The organism is Runella sp. R0.1_18, from assembly GCF_057652155.1.
Map to the genome: position 1 here is coordinate 370,340 of NZ_JBYFCK010000004.1, position 22,697 is coordinate 393,036.

Sequence of the window (22,697 nt, forward strand, 5' to 3'; positions counted from 1 at the left end):
CTTGGGTTGGTGATGAGATGATGTCTAACGTTTTAGCGTTACTCCGTTATTTTACGTTCGCGGATCCACTGAGCGGGATTCCCTTGATAAATGCCGTATGGTTCTAAGTCGCGCACGGCCACTGAATTGACGGCTAATACGGCATGTGAATGACAGGTAACCCCTGGGCAAACCACCGCTTTGGCGCCAATCCATGCGCCTTCTTCGAGAACAATTTTACCCACCTTCAAATCAAAAGTACTTCGGGTATAGTCGTGGTTTCCAGTCAGGAGCATGGCCCCTTGCGAAAGGCACACATTGTTCCCAATCACAATCTCGGTTAAGCTATCAATCCATACCTCTTCGCCTATCCAGACGTAATCTCCAATCGTAAGTAACCAAGGATACTTGATGTTTACTTTGGGTTTAATCATCACATTGCGCCCGACTTTCGTTCCAAAACCTCTCAAAATAAAACACTTAATAGAGGTTGGCAACGGAAAATACGAATTAAAAAAAAGTGCATTTACTAGAAACCAAAGCACATTTTTCCAAAAAGGCGGATGCTTGTACCAACTATTGTCGTACCGAGACAGGTCGGTTTTGAACCGATGATAGGTCTTTTCCGTATTCATTTCGGAAAAATTCAATGATAGCTTGTTTATCTTTTCCAACTCGAAACTCTACTTCAAACAGTTTGGCATCTACCAAGAAACGATACCATAACCCCTGTAAAAAGTGCCATACTAAGCCTTTTTTACCATCAAGGAAGCCAAACTTTATAAAATAACGATACAAAAAATAAGCGAATGGACGAGTAAAAAGGGGTAAGGAAGCATACTTTTGCTTTAAATAGCGTTTCCGTTGCTCTTGTGTTCCAAAAAGCTTGGGAATAACGCGCTCCGCTTCTGCAAAATTATACTTTATGTCCAATAAATCAATTACTTCTCGAATGGCATAATTATTATGTTTTTGTGTCCACCACGTGAGGTTATTCAAATTATGATCCACAATGTCATTTTTGAATTGGACAGTTTCTCCTTCCGAAAGTTTAATGTGTTCGTCCATCCAAAGTTCTTCGCAAATCCCTTTGTCGCGGTGCCATAAGCGCAACAACCAAATGGGATAATACCCTCCGCGCCGAATCCATTGATTCATAAACATCACACGGCGCTTGACATATACACCAGTAATTGTAGGTGTAAGTCCAGCAAGGGTTTGGTTGATTTCGTTGGCCAACTCGGGCATTACGTACTCATCGGCGTCCATCCGCATGAGCCACTTGGTCTGAAAAGGTGTATTCTCAATCCCAAAGTTAAATTGCGTAGCGTAGGTAATCCACGGGTTTTGAACGACTTTCGCACCTAATGATTCTGCGATTGCCACTGTGCGGTCGGTAGAACCCGAATCCACAATAAAGATTTTGTCCGTAAACACCAGTAAGCTACGGAGACACCGTTCGATGTGCTTTTCTTCGTTGTGCGTGAGGATAATGACTGAAATATCAGATTTCACAGTTGTGCGATTTCAAGCTGCAAATTGTACTTTTTTAGGTTGAAAAGCAAAAAAATGCCCTTAACTTTGTAAAATTATCAGATTATCGACTCTCAATGCAAGCAGTAACCGTTTACCCACCTCTGGCTCCCATTCAAGCCCCAATCCAGTTAGCAGCTTCTAAAAGCGAAAGTAATCGCGCTTTGATTATCAATGCGTTATCGAATTTTGGAGGACAACTTTCTAACGTGTCAGCCGCTCGTGATACCCAAACGATGCTGCGTTTGTTGCAATCGTCGGAAACGGTCGCCGATGTACTTGACGCTGGTACTACCATGCGTTTTCTCACTGCTTATTTTGCAGTGACAGGCCAAAACAAAACCATGACAGGTACACCACGCATGTGTGAGCGCCCAATCGGGATTCTGGTCGATGCCCTACGCACGCTTGGCGCAGATATTACGTATTTAGGAAAGGATGGATACCCACCAACCCAACTAAATGGTTTTACCTATTCAGGAGAAAATAAGGTAAGAATACGGGGCGATGTGAGTAGTCAGTATATTTCTGCCTTGCTAATGGTAGGGCCTACGCTTCCCGAAGGAATTACGTTAGAACTTACGGGCGAGGTTGGTTCACGCCCTTATATTGAAATGACCCTTCAACAAATGGTTGCTTTTGGAGCAACGTTTGAAGCGGACTGGGAACAGAAAATTATCCGTGTTCCTGCCCAAAAATATACCCCAACTCATTACCAAGTGGAATCCGATTGGTCGGGTGCTAGTTATTGGTATAGTGTAGTTGCTTTGGCCGAACAAGCTGAAGTAGAGCTTTTGGGTTTAAAAGAAAACTCATTGCAAGGCGACAGCGCGATTGTCGATATTATGCGACACATGGGCGTGGCAAGCACTTTTACGGCGCAAGGGGTTCTTTTGACCAAAATTCCTGCCCAAGAAGCTTTTGCTTGGGACTTTACTGATTGTCCTGATTTGGCACAGACAGTGGCAGCTTGTGCCGTAGCTAAAGGCATTACGGTAACAATGACTGGCATTGAAAGCTTAAAAATCAAAGAAACTGACCGTGTAGCGGCCCTTCAAGCAGAATTACCCAAAATTGGTGGAGAATTAGTAGAAGTTGAAAGCAATACCAAATACGTAGTAAGACGTACTGTAGCGCCTACAACACAACCTACCATCGAAACCTACGACGACCACCGCATGGCCATGGCGTTTGCACCTGTAGGAATGGTAATGCCTATTATTATTGAAGAACCGCACGTGGTGGCCAAGTCGTACCCAAGTTTCTGGGAAGACTTGAAAAAAGTCACAACTGTTGAATAAATCGTAGGAGCATCACTTTCTATACTCTACTACATTTTGCCAGCCCGAAGCTAATACCTTCGGGCTAAAATCATTGTTTCATTTTACTGATATTTTCCTCAAAACAATGAAAAATCCTTATTTCTCGCTCTTACAAACGGCTTGGCGATATGCACGCAAAGAAAAAGGGCGATACGTGTTGGTGTATGGCCTTTTTGTCCTTGCCAATGTGGTTTTTGCGCTTAATCCTCTTTTGTACGGCTGGTTTGTCGAAGCTATTCAAAAAGAGGGAACGGGTGTAATCGAGCACGTTTGGATGTATGCAGGTGGCTATCTATTCTTGATGCTGTTGGAGTGGGCTTTTCACGGCCCTGCGCGGGTTATGGAGCGCGAACTTGCGTTTAACCTGAGCCGTAATTTTTTAGAAGAACTGTATCACCAATCGCTGCATTTGCCCGTTCGTTGGCACCAAGACCACCACAGTGGCGCTACTATCAACCGTATTCGGAAAGCCTACGAAGCTTTGAAAGATTTTTTTCAAAACGGCTTTATGTTTTTGCACGCTTTTTCAAAGTTCGTTTTTTCCTTTTTAGCCATTCTCTATTTTTCTCCACTTTACGGAAGCATTGGCGTTTTGATAGGAGTGTTTACGGTTTGGATTATTTTTAAGTTTGACAAACCCTTCATCAAAGCCCTCGACGAAACCAACGAAAAAGAACACGTCGTGTCATCGACTTTGTTTGATAGTCTTTCCAACATCATTACGGTGATTACCCTGCGCCTCGAAAAACGCATGGAAAATAGCCTGTTGGCCAAGGTAAAAGAGATATTCCCGCCATTCCGTCGGACGGTGGTTATCAATGAATGGAAATGGTTTGTAGCAAGTGTGCTCATTGGGGTTATTTATGTGGTGGTTGCGGTTGGGTATGTGTATCAAAATTACGTTCCCAATGAAGTGTTTTTAGTGGGCGGACTGGTCACTTTGTTGGGTTATGTCAATCAATTTACTAGTGTTTTTCAGGATGTTGCGTGGCAATACACCGAAATCATTCGCTATAATACCGACGTTCAAACGGCTCGTTCCATTGGCGAAGCCTACCGTCAGCAACACCGCGCGGAAGCATCTGAAACACTTCCTTCTGACTGGAAAACATTACAAATCAATCATTTGAGTTTTTCGCATCACGATACCTACGATGCCCAGAAAGCGGCGCATAGCCTTCATCAATTGAACCTGTGCATCGAACGAGGCCAACGCATTGCTTTTATTGGTGAAAGTGGTAGCGGAAAAAGTACCCTTTTGGCCTTGTTAAGAGGATTGTACGAACCCGAAAAAGGGGTAAAATTGACCATCGATGGAAAACCAGTGGAAGGTGTTGGTCTGATTACGGACACCGTGACGTTGTTTCCACAGGAACCCGAAATTTTTGAAAATACCATTGCTTACAACATCACTTTGGGACTGCCCTTTGAAGAACAAGATATTTGGCAAGTATGCGATACGGCTCAATTTAGCGAAGTAGCCCGTCAATTACCCAACGGCCTTGAATCCAACATTCAGGAAAAAGGGGTGAATCTTTCGGGGGGACAAAAACAGCGGTTGGCGTTGGCCCGTGGCATTTTAGCCGCCCGAAGCAGCGATATTGTATTGCTCGATGAGCCTACCAGCAGCGTTGACCCCAAAACTGAGTCATTGATTTATGACCAATTGTTTGACGAATTTAGGGGCAAAGCTGTACTTTCGTCCTTGCACCGTTTGCACCTTTTGACCAAATTTGACTACGTGTATGTGCTCGAAAACGGCCGAATTGTTGACCAAGGTACGTTCGAGTCCCTCAGGGCAAATAGCCCAGTTTTTCAAGAATTGTGGAAACATCAAGAGAAAACTTCGAGTTAGTGAATCATAACCAAGACATTTATGCTAACCATCAACCCTAAAGACGTTTCAGTACCTGTTTTGCATCACTTTTTGCAAGGTGCGGTGGCGCCTCGTCCCATTGCTTTTGCCAGCACGATTGATGCCGAAGGCAATGTAAATCTCAGCCCGTTCAGTTTCTTTAATTTGTTTGGGACAAAACCCCCGACCTTGATTTTTTCGCCTAATCGCCGCGTGCGAGACGGAAGCAACAAACATACGCTGGAAAACGTACAGGCCGTGGACGAAGTGGTGATTAGCATGGTTGACTACGCCATGGTGGAGCAAATGTCGCTGGCGAGTTGTGAATATCCGCGTGGCGTCAACGAATTTGTAAAAGCAGGTTTTACCGAGGTTCCATCCCAACTGGTGCGCCCCCCACGCGTTGGCGAATCGAAAGCTGTATTTGAGTGTAAAGTCAAACAAATCATTTCGTTGGGCGAAGAAGGAGGAGCGGCCAACCTGGTGATTTGTGAAGTAATTCTAGCTCATTTTTCGGAGGATATTTTGGGAGAAGATGGCCGCATCGACCAACGTAAGACCGATTGGGTGGCTCGTATGGGTGGCGACTGGTACGCACGTGCCTCGGGCGATGCTATTTTTGAAATTCCCAAACCAAGTACTCAAAAAGGCATTGGGGTTGACTTGATTCCTGATTTTATCAAAAATAACCCTGAATTTTCGGGAAATAACTTAGGGCGTTTGGGGAACATCCAACAGTTGCCTGAGGCCGATAAAATTGAAGAATTTAAAGCCCAACATGAGGGGCAAGATTGGGTAACGACAGCCAAGCAGTACCTTTCGGAAGGAAAAGTAGAGCAAGCTTGGCTATCGTTGTTGGCTTCACAAGGAAGTTAAGCCAGCGCTTTACCTTGTAGTACGGGTCGTTTGTCTTTCGCTCCCGACATTCGGTTGAGGCTGTTGTCAAAACTTACTTTCAGGGTATCGCCCTCAAATTGGCAAATGAGGTAATTGCGGTGTGGCGATTCGTAGTAACGCAACGTTATTTCAAACGTATTGGCGTCTTTCCACGCACCGCTAGCCGCCACTTTGGCAATTTTTTCGGTTTTAATTTTTTGAGATGCTACTAAATTGGGTCTTGGCAAGTCGGTTTGTCCAAAGACCCATTTTTCCAATCCCACTTCTACTTTATGCGCACCCGTTGCATCTTTGAGCATGAACTGATACGTACCTCCTTCACGGTAAGCCAGCGAAATTTGTTGTACGTTCATCGAATTTGCTTCGATTGCAAACGCTTTCCCTGATACTTTGACAGCTTCCGAAGGCTTTATATTTCCTTTGGGAGGCAACAAAGCCAAGGCCGCCATTCGTTGTTTCAAGGCACTGGCCGAAGCCGCATTGGCAGGTAATGCCTGAGCTTTCATGGCGGGCAATAGATGTTCCCATACCAAATCCAGAATCCCCTGCATGTCAGGAGTTTCGCTCGTGATGGCCAATACCGCGTCTTGGTCGGGCATCACTATTGTGTATTGTCCATACGCTCCGTCGCCTCGGTACGCGTTGTGCTGACAACGCCAAAACTGATAACAATATCCCTGAAGCCAGTCATTTTTTTCATTGGGGCGCGTTGGTTTTGCGGGAGAAGGTTGCTGAATTTTAAAGGTAGTAGCTTCTTCTACCCAGGCTACTGGAATGATTTGTTTGCCATTCCATTTGCCTTTTTGAAGGTACAACTGTCCAAACTTCGCCATGTCTTCGGTACGGACGCGCAAGCCCCACCCGCCCGTGTTGATGCCCAACATATCTTCTTCCCAATCAGCACCTTCAATGCCAAGAGGCTCGAACAAACGAGGGCGTAGGTAATCAATGATTTTTTGCCCTGTGACTTTTTGAACAATGGCTGAGCACATATAGGTGGCCATGCTATTGTACAAAAATGTACTTCCAGGCTCGTTTTGGATCGGGAAGGCCAAAAACGTTTTTATCCAATTGGCTTCATCCCGAATGCTCTGCCCCGTGGGGTCCACGCCGTGCCCTACCGACATCGTTAGCAGGTCTTTAACCGTCATTTTGGCCAAATAATCGCTGACCGTTGCGGGCGCGTATTCGGGGTAAAAAGAAATCACTCGGTCGCTGGTTTTGAGTTTACCTTCATTTACGGCAAATCCTACGGCCGTAGAAGTAAAACTTTTACTCATTGAGTACATGGTATGTTTCAATTCCGCCCGATACGGTGACCACCAGCCTTCGGCCACCACTTGGCCGTGCCGAACGAGCATCATACTGTGAAACTCGTGCTTGCTTTTGGCAATGGCGTCCAAAAACGCATTGATATTTGTCGAATCAATCCCTTGGGCTTCAGGTGTGCTACGAGGTAACCGAACGGCTGATTTGCCCAAGCTGTCCAACGGCAACACCGCCGAAAGCCCCAGGCTAATTCCTGACAAGCCTAACTGTTGAATAAACTGACGACGCGTAGTTTGCATGGTCTATTTGTATTTTTTTTGTAGAAAAGGAACAAGAATTTTGGCGTATTCACGATAGCCTTGCGGGTTGATGTGTAGGCTATCCTTGGTATATAATTCGCTTTTGACCATACCATTAGGGTGAAATAACGCGGGGTTAATATCCACGTACGACAAACGCTTGCCTGTACTAAAAGCCTTCACCATTTGATTTCCTTTGGTAACTTCAGCCCAATGCTGGCGGCGCGACGGCGATAGTTTCATTGACACAAAGCAAATGTGAGTTTTGGGAGAGCGCTTGTGAATGAGCGATACAAAATCGCGGTAAGAGTCGAAGAGTTGTTCGGCCGACTTGAATTTTTTTCCTGATAAATCATTCTCACCTCCGTAAACAACCAATAATTTCGGCTCGTGCGGAATCACCGTTCGTTCTGCATAATGAATCAGTTCGGGAATAGTAGAACCCCCGAATCCACGGTTGACGACGGGCAGCGGTGCCAAATCAGTCGCCATGTCTTTCCATAGGCGCCAACTGGAACTTCCGTACAAAACTACTTGGCCTTTTTTGATACCTTTGGTTGCATCTTCTTGCTCAAATTTCTTAATTTCCTCTTCAGAGCGGTCGATTTTATAGTCTAGCGCAAAAGGCTCGGCAATGGGTTGATAGGTGAGGCTACTACGTTGGCAGGAGGCTACCACTAGAAGCAGTAAAAAGCTACTTACGAAAAAGTTGCGTTTGTTAAATAAAGGGGGCATAGGTGGAGTGTTTTCTAGTTGAAAGCGCCAAAAGGGTAGAATTTACGCTTAGACCGAAAAAAAAGCTACCCTAAGAAGGTAGCTTTTTTTGCTCACAAACACTTGACCTAGTTTTCAAAAAAAGATGTTGATGTGTCTATAGTAAGTCTCCTGGTGATGCCATAAGACGTAGTTACAAGTCAAAGATAAGATATAAAATCGCGATTTCCTCATAATAGTGTACTTTTGCGCAAAAACTAAAATCGCCAGTTAGGGCTATCCCGACTGGCGATTTTAGTGAGACAACGGTTCTAATTACGTGACTCTTAGCCAAAAAGTAGCTTGGCGATTTATTTCTTTAGGTGGTTAGTCTTTTTTGCCTTCAAATGCCATTCCTTGGTACTCTACGGCCACCTTAACTATTTTTTTCTGCTCATCGCGAATGAAAGTAAACTTGGCATCAGCTTCCACAATTTCAAATTTGTCAGCCACATCTTTGGCAGGTTTGAGGGCACCACCTTGGTCACCTGCAACTACATTGAGCATTCCTTCTTTCAGGGAAAATTCCATGTATTCAAACGGAAGTCCTTCAAATTTGTATTTACCTGTATATTCTTTCAGCACTGTCGTGTCCGAACTTATCGCGGTGAGAGTAGGGGAGGGAATAGTCACAGCAGAGGCATCAAATGCAAAAGCACCAACTCCAATGAGGCAAAAAAACAAGATTTTTTTCATAGTTTAAAACGGGGTTACAAGAATTGTTTTTTTGTGCAATAGTAGGAAGTAATTGTCATATTTTTATACAGTTATTCTTTGAAAGTACGAATTTTATGTTTGAATAGTACCAAATCTAGCCTAAAATCCCAAGTCTTTGCGGCTCTGAGTATCGTTGTTAGGAAAAGCAAGTCCTGAGGGTAAGGACGTTGGAACATAACGTTTGAGATTGGGGTCATAAAGACCTTCTTTAATAAAAGTGGTTAACTCTTTAATTTCTTGCTCGTTCAAATTGAGCGGTTTAAACTCTGCGGCCAACTGTGAGGTTAGGACGGACTTGTTTTCGGCAACTGCTCTGTTTTTGTAAGTAATCACTTGTTCTATGGTTGTAAATGATGCTCCATGACCATAGAAAGGTGAATCTTTCAAATTATATAACTGAGGAACTTTAAATTTGTTCATGTCCTCTGCCCGTCCTGTGAAACCTCCTCGTCCTTTGTGTTCAGCTTTATCGGGGCCTGTATTGACAACAATAGCATTGCCGTATTTTCCATTGGTAAGATTTTTCATACCAAGTGCATAAAACTCCATATTGGCCAATGATGGGCCGTTGTGACAGGTGTAGCACTGAGCTTTCCCGAAAAATAAGGTAGCCCCCTGCTTTTGGGTATCATTCATGGCACCATATTCTCCGCGTAACCAACGTTGAAAAGGTGCTTCATTGGCTAGGAGGGTTCGTTCATAAGCGGCAATTGCCAAACCTACATTAATTACGGACTGCGTAGGGTCGTTTAATGTTTTAAGATCAAATGATTTTGCATACAAATCCCGATAAATGGGGCGATTAAACAAAAAATTAGGATTAAAACCCAGTCGGTGAACGTCTTGACCAGCAATCGCCTGTGTTTCAATGCCTTGAAATCCGAGGGTGTTTTTTTCTTTTGGGGTTCCTTTGGTCCATGCACTTTGGGTATTGGCGTTTAGGTGAGTCGCACCAAATTGACCATTCCATAGCACATTGGTTTGGTATGCACTATTCATGGCCGAGGGTGTCCGAATCGGTTGTACATCCACATCGGTACTCGAATAAGCAGCTGATACTGTGCGTGCTTCGCCCGTTACCCCAAAACCATTTCCACCTTCTCCAAACCCTTGAGGTAAGCACGCTTGAAAACCTGCCTTTGCATGATGGCAGCTAGCACATGAATAGGTCTGATAGCCTTGAGATTTGATGGGCGTCATTCCAAGCCCTGTTTCGTGAAATAGTAATTGCCCCAACGCAACTTTGTCTGCCGTAATTGGATTGCGGGGGTCTTGGGGTATTTTTGAATAGTCTGTACTATTGGGAAGCAAGTAAAATTGTTTGCCCTTATTACCCGACGACTGCATAAGTACTTGCTCCAACTGTTTGTCGATACTGGTGACTACGGGTTCGTCGTTCGTAGGCTTGCAACTTGTCAAAATACTGCCAAGTGTTAAGCCCGTACTTAAAATAGTATAAGTTATTTTTTTCATGTGCGAAGGCATTTTTTCAAAGAGTTACTGTGCAAAAAGTGCTCCAAACTAGCCACGAGAAGTATGATTTATGTCAAGATATGCTTAAAAAGGCATTAAAAATTAAACAAAAATCCGACCTCTCATCGAAAAGTCGGATTCTTACACGATACCTAAACCTTTACTCTACTGAAGGATGGAAAACGCTTTTGTTAGATAAAAATCTGATATTGTAACGTCAGTGCACTTCGGCGACCGTTGGGGCTCAGGCGGCCGTCGGTTGCATTTTGATATACTGGACGGTTTTGATAGTCGAGCGTAATTTTGGAGTTATGGCCTTTAATGAGCCAATTCACCCCTACACTGTAAATACTTGCAGTTTTTGACAGGCGCTGGTAGTTGGCTACTTGAGCTGTGGCGTAGGGCATTAAAGTGCCATTTTTGCCCAATAAGTCGGCTGCGCACAAATAGCCTAGTTGGCTATAGACCACACTTCCTGTCCCAAACATTGGAAACGCATTGCCTTGTACGCCCGATACCCCCGAAAGCCCTTGGGTGGTTCCACTGGCAGGGTTCATAATGCCATTGAAACGTAAATAATTAGGGCCGTAGTCGGTATGAAAATAGCCCAAATATCCCGAAAATGCGGTTCCTTTAGTCTTGTTGATTGGCATATCAGCAAACAATGCCAACGACCATAAATTCATCGCATTATACACTGTGTCTTTGCCTTGGTTGGCGGTATTCCACATTGCTTTTTTCTGCGAAATAAACCCACCTTCTAGGTTCAAAATTTTCTTCTTACCCAAATATGTACCCGTCATGTAAGGCGTCTGGTGCGTGTCTTTGTCGAACAAATTATACACCAAAAAACCTTGGTATTGCTTGTGGTGACCTTTGGCCGCGAAGCTAGCGTTGGCCGAAATCGCTGGCACAGCAGCGCCGTTGGTGGTGATGGGGAAGGGGTCGGTTAATCCTATACGATAATCCCATTTGCCTACCTGACCACGGGCATAGATGGTGAGTTTGCGAGAAAACTCATCGGTTTGGTCCACAGTGGCTTGTGCAAATACAGGTACATCCATTGACATAATAGAGGTTACGCTTGGCTGACTAAAGCGTGAAAGGCCGTTCAAGATGGTTAGTCCCCCCCCAATTTTTAGCCAATCTTTATTGGCAAATGCCGAATATTCAACTACCGCATCGTGAATAAAGAAAGATACTTTACGGTTGGTAGGCACTCCTTGGGCATTTCCTAAGGCAGGAAAACCGTTTAGGAAGTTGAAGTTGTTCATCCCCAATTGGAAATAGACAAAGGCGCGGTCTGAAATCTGCCCAAACAACTGCATACGCGTCCGACGAAGCCCTAAATCTAAGGTTTGTGAAGCGGGTTCATTTATTACTGTCGTACCTGGATTGCTTTGGTTGAAACGTACCCAAGTCTGATTCAAAAAAGTAGCTTTAAAGAAGTGCGTGCCCGACGCATTTAGGTTGTATTTTAGTTCATTTTTGTCGGGAGCAGGTTTGACTGAATCCTGTGCCGTAGCAATTCCCCCCGTAAGAAGGAGCATCCAAGTAAGGTGCTTCATGGTGCGTTTTTTAAGTATTGTTTACGCTCACAAAGCACCTACTTAACTATTAATACCACATGAAAAAAAAATTAAAATCATGTTAAAGCAAAGGAAGTGGACTTATTTGCCAAAAGCCCACTGTAAGAAATTTGGCATAATCCGTGACCACGTTGCTTGGTCGTGATGCCCGCCTTTTACCTCTACATAACGCACTTCTTTGCCCCACCGAAACCCTTTTCGTTCGAGTTCGGCTACAAGGTCTAATGTATCTTCAATAGAATCAATGACACCGTTGTGGTTTCGGTCGTCTTTTTCGTCATCGGTGCCCGTTTGGAACCAAAAAGTGGGCGCAAGTTCTTTAAACTGCTCTCGCCGTACCGACGATTCGCGCACCAAACGGTGCATAATGCGGTCTTGGTGGTCGTCGTAATGATTTTCGTAAGCCCGTTGGCGCCACCAAAAAGAACCCGAAAAAGCCCCCGCTTTGCCAAATACTTGGGGATGATGCCACACAATATCAAACGCCGACAAGCCGCTCAACGAAAACCCGCAAAAGACCGTGTGCGGCGGGCCTGTCAGAACCCGATAATGATTTTTGATGTAAGGAAGAAGCTCTTCTAGTACAAACGAAGTATATGCACCTGCTTTTGCGCCACGGTGTTTGTAATCGGCTTGGGATGCTGTGCCGTATTCTTGAATTCGCTCACCGCAATGTATTGCTACAAGAATAAAAGGAGGCACTTGCTGATGATGATACAACTCACTTAGCACACGCGTCATTTGTAGGCGTTCTAAATCCTGTCCGTCGTTCATGTACAATACGGGATAGGCCGTATTCGTTGCCTCATAGTGAGGCGGTAACACCACGTCCATGACGATGCCGCGATGCAAGTGCTGAGAATGAAGTGTTGTGTCGTGTTTTACGACCAGTTCAGAAGGAGTGATGAAGTGTTCCAATGAGGTAAAAGCTTTGAAAGGCAACAAAAATACAAATAACCCAATATGGGGTATTAATTTCAAATAATTCATTCTTCCAAACTTTTTTCGGACATTTTTGCGTTTATTTACGAAAACTATCAAAAATTGATTTTAATCCCAAATTTTTCTAATTGCATGAAGTATCCCATCGCGCTGACCCTCACGGTAATAGCATCAACCGTTGTTTCATTTGCTCAAACCAAGAAAGCGCCTGTAAAACCTGCTACACCTGCTGCTAAAACCGCCGCACCTGCCAAAACTGCTACGCCAGGCAAACCTGCAACAGGGTTAAAAATGACAAACGAGTTAGATTCCGTTGCTTATAGTATAGGTATGAATATTGCCCAAAATTTAAAAGGGCAAGGACTTGATAAAATCAACGTTGGCTTACTTTCTAAAGCCATTCAGGACGTGTTGAAGTCGAGCAAAACCGACCTCGACGATTCTCAGGCGCAGATGATTCTTGGTAATTTCTTTAACAAACTCCAAGCCAAGCAGCAGTCGGAAGAAGCCAAAAAATATGAAGCTGTGAAATTAGCGGGCGAAAAGTTTTTGGAAGAAAACAAAAAGAGAAACGGCGTAGTTACACTTCCGAGTGGGTTGCAGTATGAAATTATGAAAGCAGGTGACGGCCCCAAACCAACGGCCAACAACACCGTAAAAACCCATTACCACGGCACGCTTATCGACGGAACAGTCTTTGATAGTTCAGTACAACGTGGCCAACCTGCCGAGTTTCCTGTAGGGGGTGTCATTCAAGGCTGGGTAGAAGCCCTCCAGTTGATGCCTGTAGGTTCAAAATGGAAATTGTTCATCCCTTATAACTTAGCATACGGTGAGCGTTCGGCTGGCCCAACCATCAAACCGTATTCTGCCCTTGTTTTTGAAGTAGAGTTGTTAGAAATAGTTAAATGATTTTAGCGGGTTGTCGCTTTTGACATCCACTCGCAAGGCTGGTTTTAGAAGTCGCCACACTAAAGTCAATAAATCAGTTTATGAAAATGAAAAGCCTATTAATCGCCTTAGCTCCAGTGTTGCTGCTTGGTCTGCAACCTGATGATTCTCGCTCGCGGGGAGTGATTGCTTCTCACCCCTCCACCATTAGTGAAGACGACTTGAAGCCTACCATCACCCAAGAAAAGGTGGAGGCGTACGTGACCAAAATTTTCTCGGGATACCATTACCGTAAGTTTGGCCTCAATGACTCGTTGTCGAATAAAATGTATGAGAACTATCTTAATGAGATTGATCGCGGAAAACTTTATTTCTTAGCGAGTGATGTGCAGTCGTTTGAAAAATACCGTAACCAATTGGATGAGTCACTCAACAATGGGGACTTAACGGCGGCTTACGATATGTACAATACGTTCAGAAAACGCTATCGCGAGCGTAGTGCTTACATTGATAAACTGTTGACAAAGCCTGCTTTTGATTTTGCAGTAGATGAGTCATTCAATACCGACCGTGAAAAGGCTGCTTGGGCCAAAACTCCCGACGAATTGAATGAAATCTGGCGTAAACTGATTAAAAATGAAGCGCTTGAGCTTAAAATTTCGGGGAAAGCCGATTCGTCTATCGTTACTTTACTCAAAGACCGCTACAAAAACCGTGAGCGCAACTTAGGCCGTTTCCGCAGCGAGCAGGTGTTCCAAATGTACATGAACGCCTTCTGCGAAGTGCTTGACCCACATACGCGGTACTTCTCACCTGCTGATTCTGATCGCTTCAAGCAAGATATGTACCAAGCCCTTGAGGGTATCGGTGCTGTGCTTCGCGAAGACGGAAACTACATTAAAGTGGTAGAAGTAGTGCCAGGTGGACCTGCTTTTAAAGACAAGCGTTTGAAAAAAGATGACCGTATCATTGGGGTAGCCCAAGGCGACGAAGGAAAATACGAAGATATCGTTGGTTGGTACGTGGACGATGCCGTGAAGAAAATCAAAGGAGCCAAAGGAACGGTTGTTCGTTTGCAAGTTTTAGCGGCGGATGCCCTTCCAAGCGATCCTCCAAAAGAAATCCGTTTGGCGCGCGAAAAAGTAAATTTGCAAACCTCTCGGGCTAAAAAGGAAGTTGTAACCATTACTCAAAACAAACACGATTATAAGATTGGAATCATTCAGATTCCGTCGTTCTACCGTGACTTTGAGAGTGCTGGCAAACGTGATAAAGATTTTGCAAGTACTACCCGCGACGTACAAAAGCTATTGGATTCACTCAAAGCTGAAAACGTAGAAGGGGTAGTTATTGACCTTCGCAACAATGGCGGTGGCTCGCTTACTGAAGCCATTTCACTCACTGGTTTATTTATCTCAAAAGGGCCTGTAGTGCAAGTTCGTGAGCAAACAGGAGAAACCGAAGTTCAATCTGATCTCAATCCCGAAGTAAATTATGATGGCCCATTGGCGGTATTAACCAACCGTTTCAGTGCGTCAGCTTCCGAAATCTTTGCGGCGGCTATCCAAGATTACAAACGCGGGATTGTATTGGGCGAGCAAACTTACGGTAAAGGTACCGTTCAAACTATGGTGGACTTGAACCAGTGGATTAAAGATCCCGACAAATTGGGTCAAATCAACATTACTGTCGCGAAGTTTTACCGCATCAATGGCAGCAGCACCCAGCGCAAAGGGGTATCTCCAGACATTGAGTTTCCGTCGGCGTTTAGTGCCGCAGAATACGGCGAAAGCTCGCAGCCAACGGCGCTTCCTTGGGACCAAATCGCAACGGCTCGTTTTGACCAAACGAAGTTTTTGAACGAGAAACAAGTTGAAAAATTGCGGGACAAATTCCAACAACGCCTCAAAAATGAACCTGAATTGAAGACGTTCGTAGATGAACTTGAACTGTTCAGAAAAGCGCGCGAAAATACAGTTGTTTCTCTCCAAGAGACCAAACGTAAGAAAGAACGCGAAGAAGCGGAGAAAAAACGTCAGGCGTTGAAAAAGTTGGAAACCGAAGAAGAGGATGACGACGAAACTTCGGTAGCGACTAAGCCTGCCGATAAAAAGAAAAAAGATATTTACATGATTGAAACTGAGCGCATCTTGGCTGACTATATTGCGTTGATAAAGTCGCCTTCGATGGCTAAACGCTAATTTATGAAATACAAAAAGCACGTTTTTATTTGTGCCAACCAAAAAGATGGTGGTAAAAAATGTTGTGGCGCCGAACACGGAACAGCCCTAGTAGATGCCTTTAAGACATCGTTGAAAGACAAAAATCTCCATATTGATATCCGTGCTCAAAAAGCAGGCTGCCTCGATATCTGCGCTTTTGGCCCAGGCTTGGTGGTGTATCCTGAGGGTATTTTTTATGGCAATGTCCAGTTGGCTGACGTCGAAGAAATCGTAGAAAGTCACTTGGTAAACGATACGCCAGTGGAGCGCTTAAAACTTCCATTCTAAGCCGTTCTTTTGATTTTTTGAATGCCATTGCAGGCGAGTAAATGTTTCAAAGCTTTACTTTCTGCAATGGCATTCTTATTTTTACTGTTACTCAAACCTTGACCTGCGCTCTATGCTCGAACGTTACTTTTCGCTCTCCCATCACCAAACTACCCTTCGTACCGAAACCATCGCGGGGGTATCGTCATTTTTGGCAACGATGTACATTATCGTCGTTAATCCTGCCATTTTAAGCCAAGCAGGTTTGCCCTTTGGGGCTGTCCTGACGGCGACTGTCCTGCTGTCGTTCTTTTGTAGCTTGATGATGGGATTATATGCCAAAAACCCGTTGCTCGTCGCGCCAGGTATGGGCCTGAATGCTTTCTTTACTTTTACGGTAGTCAAAGGAATGGGAACCGCTTGGCAAACAGCGCTTGGTGCGGTGTTCTGGGCGGGCGTATTGTTTTTGATTTTATCCATTTTCAACGTCCGTACGCACATCGTCAAGGCCATTCCTAAACCGCTACGGTATGCCATTTCGTCGGGCATTGGCTTGTTTATTACCTTGATTGGTTTTACAAATGCCAAATTTATCGTTGGTAATCCTGCTACGCTTGTTGGAATTGGTAACCTCAAAGACCCTGTTTTGATTACGTTTTTGGTAGGTTTGCTATTAACGGCGGTGTTGGTCGCAAAACGTGTTACGGGCGGTATTGTCATTGGCATCATTACAACCACCCTTTTGGCCATTCCCATTGGTCGTTGGTGGGGCGATGCGTCAGCGATTAATTTTGGACAAAAAGCCCTCGTCAACTGGAACGGTGTACTTGCTTCGCCCGACTTCAGTCTATTGTTTCAGCTTGATTTAGGCGGGTCATTGAGCCTAGCGCTGTTCCCCGTTATTTTTGCATTCGCTTTCACCGACCTCTTCGATAGCTTATCGACCTTCGTAGGCGTGGCCGAAGCCGCAGATTTGTACGACGAAAACGGCGACCCACGCCATATCAAAGAATCGCTTCTTACCGACGCCGTGGCTACTACGCTCGCTGGGGTCTTGGGCACAAGCCCAGGCACAGCTTACATTGAGTCGGCGGTGGGGATTGAGCAAGGTGGTCGTACAGGTCTGACAGCCGTAATCGCCGCCTTTTTGTTTTTGCCTTTCATGTTTTTATCGCCCTTACTGTCGGTGGTGCCTAGTATTGCTACTGCACCTGCGTTGGTGATTGTTGGGGCATTTATGATGAAGCCCATCACCAAAATCGACTGGTCACGCATGGACGAGGCCATTCCCTGTTTGCTCGCCCTTGTTCTGATTCCGTTCAGTTATTCCATTACCCAAGGCATCATCTTTGGTTTCTTGAGTTGGAGTGTTTTAAAAACAATGACGGGACAAACGAAAGACGTCTCGCCAACGCTTTGGATTATCAATCTTTTTGCCATTGGTTCCCTGATTTGGGGACATTGATTGAATTTAGAAAGCAACAAATCACAATTCCTGACTATTTTTGAGTGTTTATATATCAATCCATTCAATTTTATTCAAACGCAACAAAACTATGAAAAGAACAGCAGCTGCCAATTGGCAAGGAAGTGGCAAAGAAGGCCATGGAACGGTTTCAACGCAAAGCACGGTATTAGACGGAACGCAATATTCGTTCAATACACGTTTTGCCGATGGCATTGGTACCAACCCAGAAGAGCTCGTTGGGGCAGCTCATGCGGGTTGTTTTACGATGAAATTAAGCTTTGTGATTGGAGAGTATGGGTTAACGGCCGAAAATATCGACACCAAAGCCACGGTTACGTTTGAAAACGGAGCGATTCCAAACATTCATTTGTCGGTAAAAGCAAGTGTGCCAGGCATGACAGCCGAGCAATTTGCCGAAGCGGCTCAAAATGCAAAAGCGAACTGCCCTATTTCAAAATTGTTGAATACCGACATCACCATGGATGCGGAATTGGTTTAATGATCGTAAGTAGTACAGGCGACAAAATTAGGTGGCACAGCTCATTTAATTTTGTCGCTATTTTTTCCTGTAAATATAAAATTGTATTTCTGTCCTATTTACGGATTTGTTGGACAATCGAAACATCAACCCCCGTTAAAGAAGCTATTTTAGAATCGTCAAAGTCGGTGTGATTAATGAGGGCTTGGACAAATGATAGTTTCTGAACTTCAATCCCTTTCTCAATCCCTTTCTCAATCCCTCGTTTTTCACCAATGCGTTCTGCTCTGGTCAAAACAAATTCTTCAATTCCCATAGTTTTTTTTGTTTTGTTGGTCAACAGTTCAATTTCTTTCTCAAAACTAGCACTTTTATCCTTGCTTGAAAAACGTACATACAATTTTAGAAAGTTCATCAACGCTCTAATTTTGACCTTGTTAAACCGTTTTTCTAGCAATCGTCGGGCCAATGCTATTTTTTCGTTCAACAACTCATCTTCTGATACTTTACCTTTTTTCAGAGCAACTAACGTTGTTAATACAACCATTGCAAAGGGATTATCACTATCGATAAGAACGGCTTCATTTTGATCTAATACTTTAAAGCTATTGAAATCGTAACGCAAGCTCGTTCCCAAATACCGTTGCTCAAAATAACTAGGCTTAAAACTCTTATTGGCATCCGTTAATATGGCAAAAGCTGTAATAGGACGTTGATATTTATCATAAATCCGATAGAAATACTGAAACATTCTTCCAGCAAAATCCCTATCTGTACTTCCTTGTACCTCAATATGAACCAAAATCCACTGCTCTTCTCCTTCTTTGGTGAATACTTTTACCAATTTATCCACATACTTTGGTGAAAAGTCATCGGGATTACTAGGGAAAAGTTGTTCTAATTCTTTATCCAAAAATTCAAAAGGCCTTTGAAAGTCGAAAAGAGCATCTGCATTTTTGAAAAAAAATCGCAAAAAGTCATCGAAAGTATCTTCTAAAATTGCTTTCCAAAGCGAATCGTCTCTTTTCATAAAATAAAGATAACGAAATAAAAAGGATTTACAAATCAAACGCCAGCGGAAAATCCCGACTGGCGTTTTGCACTTATTAAGATGTGGTGGGTTGAGTCAATGACTAGATGTATTGATTCAAGATGTTTTCGAATAATTCTTGCTTGCCGCTGATTAGCTTCGGCTCGCCATTGGCTACGGCGTAGCTATGAAGGTCTTCCAACGTTAGTTTTCCTGCTTCAAAATCTTGGCCAGCGCCGCTGTCAAACGAAGCATAGCGCTCTGTACGAAGCTTGCTGTACGGAGATTTTACCAAAATATCATTGGCAATCACCAACGAACGCGCAAACGCATCCATACCACCGATGTGAGCAATAAAAATATCGTCAAGGTCGGTAGAGTTACGACGGGTTTTTGCATCGAAGTTGATACCACCTGCCGTGATACCACCTGCTTCCAAAATCACCAACATCGCTTCCGTTAATTCGCTTAGGTTGATGGGGAATTGGTCAGTATCCCAGCCGTTTTGGTAATCACCACGGTTGGCATCAATACTACCCAACATACCCGCATCGGCTGCAACTTGCAATTCGTGTTGGAACGTATGCCCTGCCAATGTAGCGTGGTTTACTTCGATGTTCAATTGGAAATCTTTGTCTAAACCGTACTGACGTAAGAAGCCAATTACCGTTGCCGAATCGTAATCGTATTGGTGTTTGGTAGGCTCACAAGGCTTAGGCTCGATGAAGAACGTACCTTTGAAGCCATTTTTACGCGCGTAATCACGAGCCACGGTCAAAAACTGCCCTAGGTGATCCAATTCGCGTTTCATGTTGGTATTGAGTAGGCTCATGTACCCTTCACGACCACCCCAGAATACGTAGTTTTCACCGCCTAGCGCAATCGTTGCGTCAATGGCATTTTTCACTTGTACGCCCGCATGAGCCACCACATTAAAATCAGGGTTGGTCGATGCGCCGTTCATATAACGTGGGTTTGAGAATACGTTGGCCGTACCCCAAAGCAATTTTACCCCACTTGCTTGTTGCTTTCCTTTCGCATAGTCCACAATGGCTTGCATACGGCGTTCGTACTCCGAAATGCTTGGCCCTTCGTCCACCAAATCCACATCGTGGAAGCAGTAGTAAGGTACTCCTAGCTTAGTGATAAACTCAAATGCCGCGTCCATTTTGTCTTTGGCACGCTCTACGGCATCTGCTTTGGCATCCCAAGGAAATACTTTTGTTCCTGGACCAAAGGGGTCAGCGCCTGTTCCGCAGAACGTATGCCAGTAAGCTACGGCAAAACGCAAGTGTTCTTTCATGGTTTTTCCGCCAATGATACGGTTTTCATCGTACCACTTAAAAGCAAGCGGATTGTCTGAATCGCGACCTTCAAACTGAATTTTGGAGATGCCCTTGAAATATTCGGAATTTCCGAGTGTAACTGACATAAAATAAGTTAGTTTAAATGTTTTTTGGAAAGCTTAATTACTACTAAAAGAGCGAATTTTGCTTTCTTACTGATGCAAAAAAAGAAAATAATTGTCAAATTGACAATTTTATATTTAAACTTGCACTTGACAATCTTTTTTTAAACCATCACAAAACTGTCAATTGGCTATCATACAGTATATTAACTTTATTGTACGTACAAAAAAAAAGACAAAAAAAATAGAAGCTTCGCCTCTTCTATACGCAACTCTGAACGAGTTTTGGTAGTCTTTTTTACCTAAAACTGCGTAGTAAAGAAATCCAAGTATGGTAATTTATTGAGCAAAGTCTCTTTTGACCGAGAGAACCCAAAAATATTCTATGAAACTCTATCGTACCACCAATGGCTTTTATGCCGAGGCTGATGGCCAATTTTATAAAATCCCAACCTTTATTTGGGACGAACTTATCAACCGCGACGATTTGCACGCTTATTTGCGAACTACCATTGCTAGTCTTGCTCCCGAAGCGTCTTTCGATGAAAGTAGCATTGTGGCTCCCGTAGGAACGCAAGAAGTGTGGGCGTCGGGGGTGACTTACTATCGGAGCAAAATTGCGCGGATGGAAGAGTCAAAAGACTCAGGAGGGGATACCTTCTACGACAAAGTATATGATGCCGAGCGCCCTGAATTGTTTTTCAAAAGTCTCGCTCACAAGGTGGTCGGCAGTGGTGGCACTGTCAACATCCGCCCTGATTCGTCGTGGAACGTACCTGAGCCAGAATGGACGCTTTTTGCGACTTCAACGGGAAAAATTGTGGGATATACCATCGGAAACGACATGAGTTCGCGTAGTATCGAAGGAGAAAACCCACTTTACTTGCCTCAGGCCAAAGTCTATGACGGTTCGGCAGCATTGGGCCCTTGTTTGTATGTACCCGCCGAGCCAATGGCCGTTACGACCACTATTGACATTGAAATTTTACGGAATGACGCAAAAGTATTTGAAGGCCGTACAACCCTCGAACAACTTAAACGCCGCCCTGAAGACTTGGTGAGCTATTTGTTCCGTTCTAATACATTCACGACGGGGGTTTTCTTGATGACAGGAACAGGCCTTGTACCTTCCAATGAGTTTACCCTTCAAGTAGGCGATGTAGTCAACATCCGTATTGATAAAATTGGTCAGTTGACAAACACCGTTGCGTTTGCTAAAGCTTAAAATACACCAATCTATATGCAAGATACACTCCCGCAGGGCTTTATCCCTGTGATGCTCACCCCGTTTAAAGAAAATGGTGAGATTGATTTCGATGGTCTTACCAAACTTACCGAATTGTACTTAGAAGCAGGGGCGGCTGGTCTTTTTGCCAACTGTCTCTCTTCTGAAATGTACGAACTCTCCGAAGAAGAACGCCTTGCCATTACGCGTCACGTCGTAGAGGTGGCCAACGGTCGCGTGCCAGTGGTGGCGACGGGAACATTTGGCGGGCCGATTGCCGAACAGGCTGAGTTTGCCAAGAAAATTTACGCAACGGGGATTCAAGCAGTAATTGTGATTACCAGCTTGTTGGCTGATGCCGATGAATCGGACGAGGTGTTTATGGAGCGAATGAACGAACTCCTTCAACTAACGCCAGGCGTAATTTATGGACTGTACGAATGTCCTGTTCCTTACAAACGTCTCGTTACGGCCAAAGATTTGGGAGAACTTGCAGCTACGGGGCGGGTGGTTTACCACAAAGATACGTCGCTTGACATTGACAATGTAAAAGGCAAAATCGCGGCGACCCAAGGGCAGCGTTTTGGCGTATATGATGCCTACATGGAACACGCCGTGGCATCGTTGCAAGCAGGTTCGGCAGGGTTATCGTGTATTCAAGGGAATTTCTTCCCAGAAGTTATTGTGTGGTTATGCGCAAACTATAACAATCCTGACCAGCAAACAGGCATTGCCCGCGTTCAGCAACTGTTGATTGAAACCATGCCCGTTATTCACTATGCGTATCCTACGGTCGCTAAGTATTACTTACAAAAACGCGGTTTTCCGATTTCGCTTTATACCCGTCGCAAGGTAGAAGAATGCACGGTCGAAGTAAAAACGGAAGTCGATGCACTTTACGAGCGAGTTGAGGCGCTTTCCAAAGAACTCGGAATTAGCTAAATAAAACAGCAGCTATTCCTGCATTTTTGGAATTGAGTTCTAGCTTTGCAGGAATAACTGCTGAAAATTCTTTACGGTCAGCCCCTAATAGCGGCTGGCTTTTTTATTTGCATTTCGTGGCTTTGACCAAACAATGGC

At 44.3% G+C, this 22,697-nt stretch carries 20 protein-coding genes; 10 read left to right on the forward strand and 10 right to left on the reverse strand.

Annotated features, from left to right (window positions below):
• Positions 1-38: 38 nt before the first annotated feature.
• Together AC23P2_RS09430 and AC23P2_RS09435 are read right to left on the reverse strand one after the other, a co-directional pair.
• Complete coding sequence (locus tag AC23P2_RS09430) at positions 39-614, reverse strand: WcaF family extracellular polysaccharide biosynthesis acetyltransferase (RefSeq protein ID WP_487772960.1); 576 nt, start codon at positions 612-614, stop codon at positions 39-41.
• Positions 556-1,494, reverse strand: a complete 939-nt coding sequence (locus AC23P2_RS09435) for a glycosyltransferase family 2 protein (protein WP_487772961.1) — start codon at positions 1,492-1,494, stop codon at positions 556-558. The genes AC23P2_RS09430 and AC23P2_RS09435 overlap by 59 nt, the downstream gene beginning before the upstream one ends.
• 95 nt (positions 1,495-1,589) lie before the next feature.
• Here AC23P2_RS09435 and AC23P2_RS09440 point away from each other — a divergent pair, with 95 nt between their 5' ends.
• From AC23P2_RS09440 to AC23P2_RS09450, 3 genes are all read left to right on the forward strand, one after another.
• Positions 1,590-2,813 (forward strand): 3-phosphoshikimate 1-carboxyvinyltransferase, encoded by a 1,224-nt coding sequence (locus tag AC23P2_RS09440; protein ID WP_487772962.1) that lies wholly within the window; start codon positions 1,590-1,592, stop codon positions 2,811-2,813.
• Between the two features lie 106 nt (positions 2,814-2,919).
• Positions 2,920-4,689 (forward strand): ABC transporter ATP-binding protein, encoded by a 1,770-nt coding sequence (locus AC23P2_RS09445; RefSeq protein WP_487772963.1) that lies wholly within the window; start codon positions 2,920-2,922, stop codon positions 4,687-4,689.
• 21 nt (positions 4,690-4,710) lie between these two features.
• The gene (locus AC23P2_RS09450) at positions 4,711-5,565 is read left to right on the forward strand and encodes a flavin reductase family protein (protein ID WP_487772964.1); all 855 of its coding nucleotides are present in this window, start codon (positions 4,711-4,713) and stop codon (positions 5,563-5,565) included.
• On the opposite strand, the gene AC23P2_RS09455 is transcribed toward AC23P2_RS09450, so the two are convergent.
• From AC23P2_RS09455 to AC23P2_RS09480, 6 genes are all read right to left on the reverse strand, one after another.
• Complete coding sequence (locus tag AC23P2_RS09455) at positions 5,562-7,154, reverse strand: serine hydrolase domain-containing protein (protein WP_487772965.1); 1,593 nt, start codon at positions 7,152-7,154, stop codon at positions 5,562-5,564. The genes AC23P2_RS09450 and AC23P2_RS09455 overlap by 4 nt on opposite strands.
• A 3-nt stretch (positions 7,155-7,157) precedes the next feature.
• Entirely contained in the window at positions 7,158-7,889 is a 732-nt protein-coding gene (locus AC23P2_RS09460) for a GDSL-type esterase/lipase family protein (RefSeq protein ID WP_487772966.1), read from the reverse strand.
• A 345-nt stretch (positions 7,890-8,234) separates the two neighbouring features.
• Entirely contained in the window at positions 8,235-8,603 is a 369-nt protein-coding gene (locus AC23P2_RS09465) for a hypothetical protein (protein WP_487772967.1), read from the reverse strand.
• A 120-nt stretch (positions 8,604-8,723) separates the two neighbouring features.
• The gene (locus AC23P2_RS09470; RefSeq protein WP_487772968.1) at positions 8,724-10,097 is read right to left on the reverse strand and encodes a cytochrome-c peroxidase; all 1,374 of its coding nucleotides are present in this window, start codon (positions 10,095-10,097) and stop codon (positions 8,724-8,726) included.
• A gap of 191 nt (positions 10,098-10,288) precedes the next feature.
• Complete coding sequence (locus tag AC23P2_RS09475) at positions 10,289-11,665, reverse strand: hypothetical protein (protein WP_487772969.1); 1,377 nt, start codon at positions 11,663-11,665, stop codon at positions 10,289-10,291.
• Positions 11,666-11,767: 102 nt separating this feature from the next.
• Entirely contained in the window at positions 11,768-12,676 is a 909-nt protein-coding gene (locus AC23P2_RS09480; protein WP_487772970.1) for an alpha/beta hydrolase, read from the reverse strand.
• An 84-nt stretch (positions 12,677-12,760) separates the two neighbouring features.
• Between AC23P2_RS09480 and bamJ the strand changes: the two genes are divergently transcribed.
• From bamJ to AC23P2_RS09505, 5 genes are all read left to right on the forward strand, one after another.
• Complete coding sequence (gene bamJ / locus AC23P2_RS09485) at positions 12,761-13,540, forward strand: BamJ family beta-barrel-assembly machinery protein (protein ID WP_487772971.1); 780 nt, start codon at positions 12,761-12,763, stop codon at positions 13,538-13,540.
• Positions 13,541-13,626: 86 nt separating this feature from the next.
• A complete protein-coding gene (locus tag AC23P2_RS09490) occupies positions 13,627-15,720 on the forward strand; it encodes a carboxy terminal-processing peptidase (RefSeq protein WP_487772972.1) in 2,094 nt (697 codons plus the stop codon).
• A 3-nt stretch (positions 15,721-15,723) separates the two neighbouring features.
• Positions 15,724-16,029 (forward strand): (2Fe-2S) ferredoxin domain-containing protein, encoded by a 306-nt coding sequence (locus tag AC23P2_RS09495; RefSeq protein WP_487772973.1) that lies wholly within the window; start codon positions 15,724-15,726, stop codon positions 16,027-16,029.
• Between the two features lie 112 nt (positions 16,030-16,141).
• Positions 16,142-17,473, forward strand: coding sequence for an NCS2 family permease (locus AC23P2_RS09500; protein ID WP_487772974.1), 1,332 nt, complete (start codon positions 16,142-16,144; stop codon positions 17,471-17,473).
• A 91-nt stretch (positions 17,474-17,564) separates the two neighbouring features.
• Positions 17,565-17,975 (forward strand): OsmC family protein, encoded by a 411-nt coding sequence (locus tag AC23P2_RS09505; protein ID WP_028525169.1) that lies wholly within the window; start codon positions 17,565-17,567, stop codon positions 17,973-17,975.
• Between the two features lie 94 nt (positions 17,976-18,069).
• Here the strand turns inward: AC23P2_RS09505 and AC23P2_RS09510 are convergent, their stop codons facing one another.
• Together AC23P2_RS09510 and xylA are read right to left on the reverse strand one after the other, a co-directional pair.
• Positions 18,070-18,984, reverse strand: coding sequence for an Rpn family recombination-promoting nuclease/putative transposase (locus AC23P2_RS09510; protein WP_487772975.1), 915 nt, complete (start codon positions 18,982-18,984; stop codon positions 18,070-18,072).
• A gap of 103 nt (positions 18,985-19,087) precedes the next feature.
• Positions 19,088-20,416, reverse strand: coding sequence for a xylose isomerase (gene xylA, locus AC23P2_RS09515; RefSeq protein WP_487772976.1), 1,329 nt, complete (start codon positions 20,414-20,416; stop codon positions 19,088-19,090).
• 361 nt (positions 20,417-20,777) lie between these two features.
• Between xylA and AC23P2_RS09520 the strand changes: the two genes are divergently transcribed.
• Positions 20,778-21,617, forward strand: a complete 840-nt coding sequence (locus AC23P2_RS09520) for a fumarylacetoacetate hydrolase family protein (RefSeq protein ID WP_028525171.1) — start codon at positions 20,778-20,780, stop codon at positions 21,615-21,617.
• Between the two features lie 15 nt (positions 21,618-21,632).
• Positions 21,633-22,559, forward strand: a complete 927-nt coding sequence (locus AC23P2_RS09525) for a dihydrodipicolinate synthase family protein (RefSeq protein ID WP_487772977.1) — start codon at positions 21,633-21,635, stop codon at positions 22,557-22,559.
• Positions 22,560-22,697 lie beyond the last annotated feature (138 nt).

Excerpts from the sequence above, each read along its gene's own strand:
- AC23P2_RS09430 (WP_487772960.1), bottom strand. The coding sequence starts at position 614 with ATGAATACGGAAAAGACCTATCATCGGTTCAAAACCGACCTGTCTCGG.
- AC23P2_RS09440 (WP_487772962.1), top strand. The coding sequence starts at position 1,590 with ATGCAAGCAGTAACCGTTTACCCACCTCTGGCTCCCATTCAAGCCCCA.
- AC23P2_RS09445 (WP_487772963.1), top strand. The coding sequence starts at position 2,920 with ATGAAAAATCCTTATTTCTCGCTCTTACAAACGGCTTGGCGATATGCA.
- AC23P2_RS09450 (WP_487772964.1), top strand. The coding sequence starts at position 4,711 with ATGCTAACCATCAACCCTAAAGACGTTTCAGTACCTGTTTTGCATCAC.
- AC23P2_RS09455 (WP_487772965.1), bottom strand. The coding sequence starts at position 7,154 with ATGCAAACTACGCGTCGTCAGTTTATTCAACAGTTAGGCTTGTCAGGA.
- AC23P2_RS09460 (WP_487772966.1), bottom strand. The coding sequence starts at position 7,889 with ATGCCCCCTTTATTTAACAAACGCAACTTTTTCGTAAGTAGCTTTTTA.
- AC23P2_RS09465 (WP_487772967.1), bottom strand. The coding sequence starts at position 8,603 with ATGAAAAAAATCTTGTTTTTTTGCCTCATTGGAGTTGGTGCTTTTGCA.
- AC23P2_RS09470 (WP_487772968.1), bottom strand. The coding sequence starts at position 10,097 with ATGAAAAAAATAACTTATACTATTTTAAGTACGGGCTTAACACTTGGC.
- AC23P2_RS09475 (WP_487772969.1), bottom strand. The coding sequence starts at position 11,665 with ATGAAGCACCTTACTTGGATGCTCCTTCTTACGGGGGGAATTGCTACG.
- AC23P2_RS09480 (WP_487772970.1), bottom strand. The coding sequence starts at position 12,676 with ATGAATTATTTGAAATTAATACCCCATATTGGGTTATTTGTATTTTTG.
- bamJ (WP_487772971.1), top strand. The coding sequence starts at position 12,761 with ATGAAGTATCCCATCGCGCTGACCCTCACGGTAATAGCATCAACCGTT.
- AC23P2_RS09490 (WP_487772972.1), top strand. The coding sequence starts at position 13,627 with ATGAAAAGCCTATTAATCGCCTTAGCTCCAGTGTTGCTGCTTGGTCTG.
- AC23P2_RS09495 (WP_487772973.1), top strand. The coding sequence starts at position 15,724 with ATGAAATACAAAAAGCACGTTTTTATTTGTGCCAACCAAAAAGATGGT.
- AC23P2_RS09500 (WP_487772974.1), top strand. The coding sequence starts at position 16,142 with ATGCTCGAACGTTACTTTTCGCTCTCCCATCACCAAACTACCCTTCGT.
- AC23P2_RS09505 (WP_028525169.1), top strand. The coding sequence starts at position 17,565 with ATGAAAAGAACAGCAGCTGCCAATTGGCAAGGAAGTGGCAAAGAAGGC.
- AC23P2_RS09510 (WP_487772975.1), bottom strand. The coding sequence starts at position 18,984 with ATGAAAAGAGACGATTCGCTTTGGAAAGCAATTTTAGAAGATACTTTC.
- xylA (WP_487772976.1), bottom strand. The coding sequence starts at position 20,416 with ATGTCAGTTACACTCGGAAATTCCGAATATTTCAAGGGCATCTCCAAA.
- AC23P2_RS09520 (WP_028525171.1), top strand. The coding sequence starts at position 20,778 with ATGAAACTCTATCGTACCACCAATGGCTTTTATGCCGAGGCTGATGGC.
- AC23P2_RS09525 (WP_487772977.1), top strand. The coding sequence starts at position 21,633 with ATGCAAGATACACTCCCGCAGGGCTTTATCCCTGTGATGCTCACCCCG.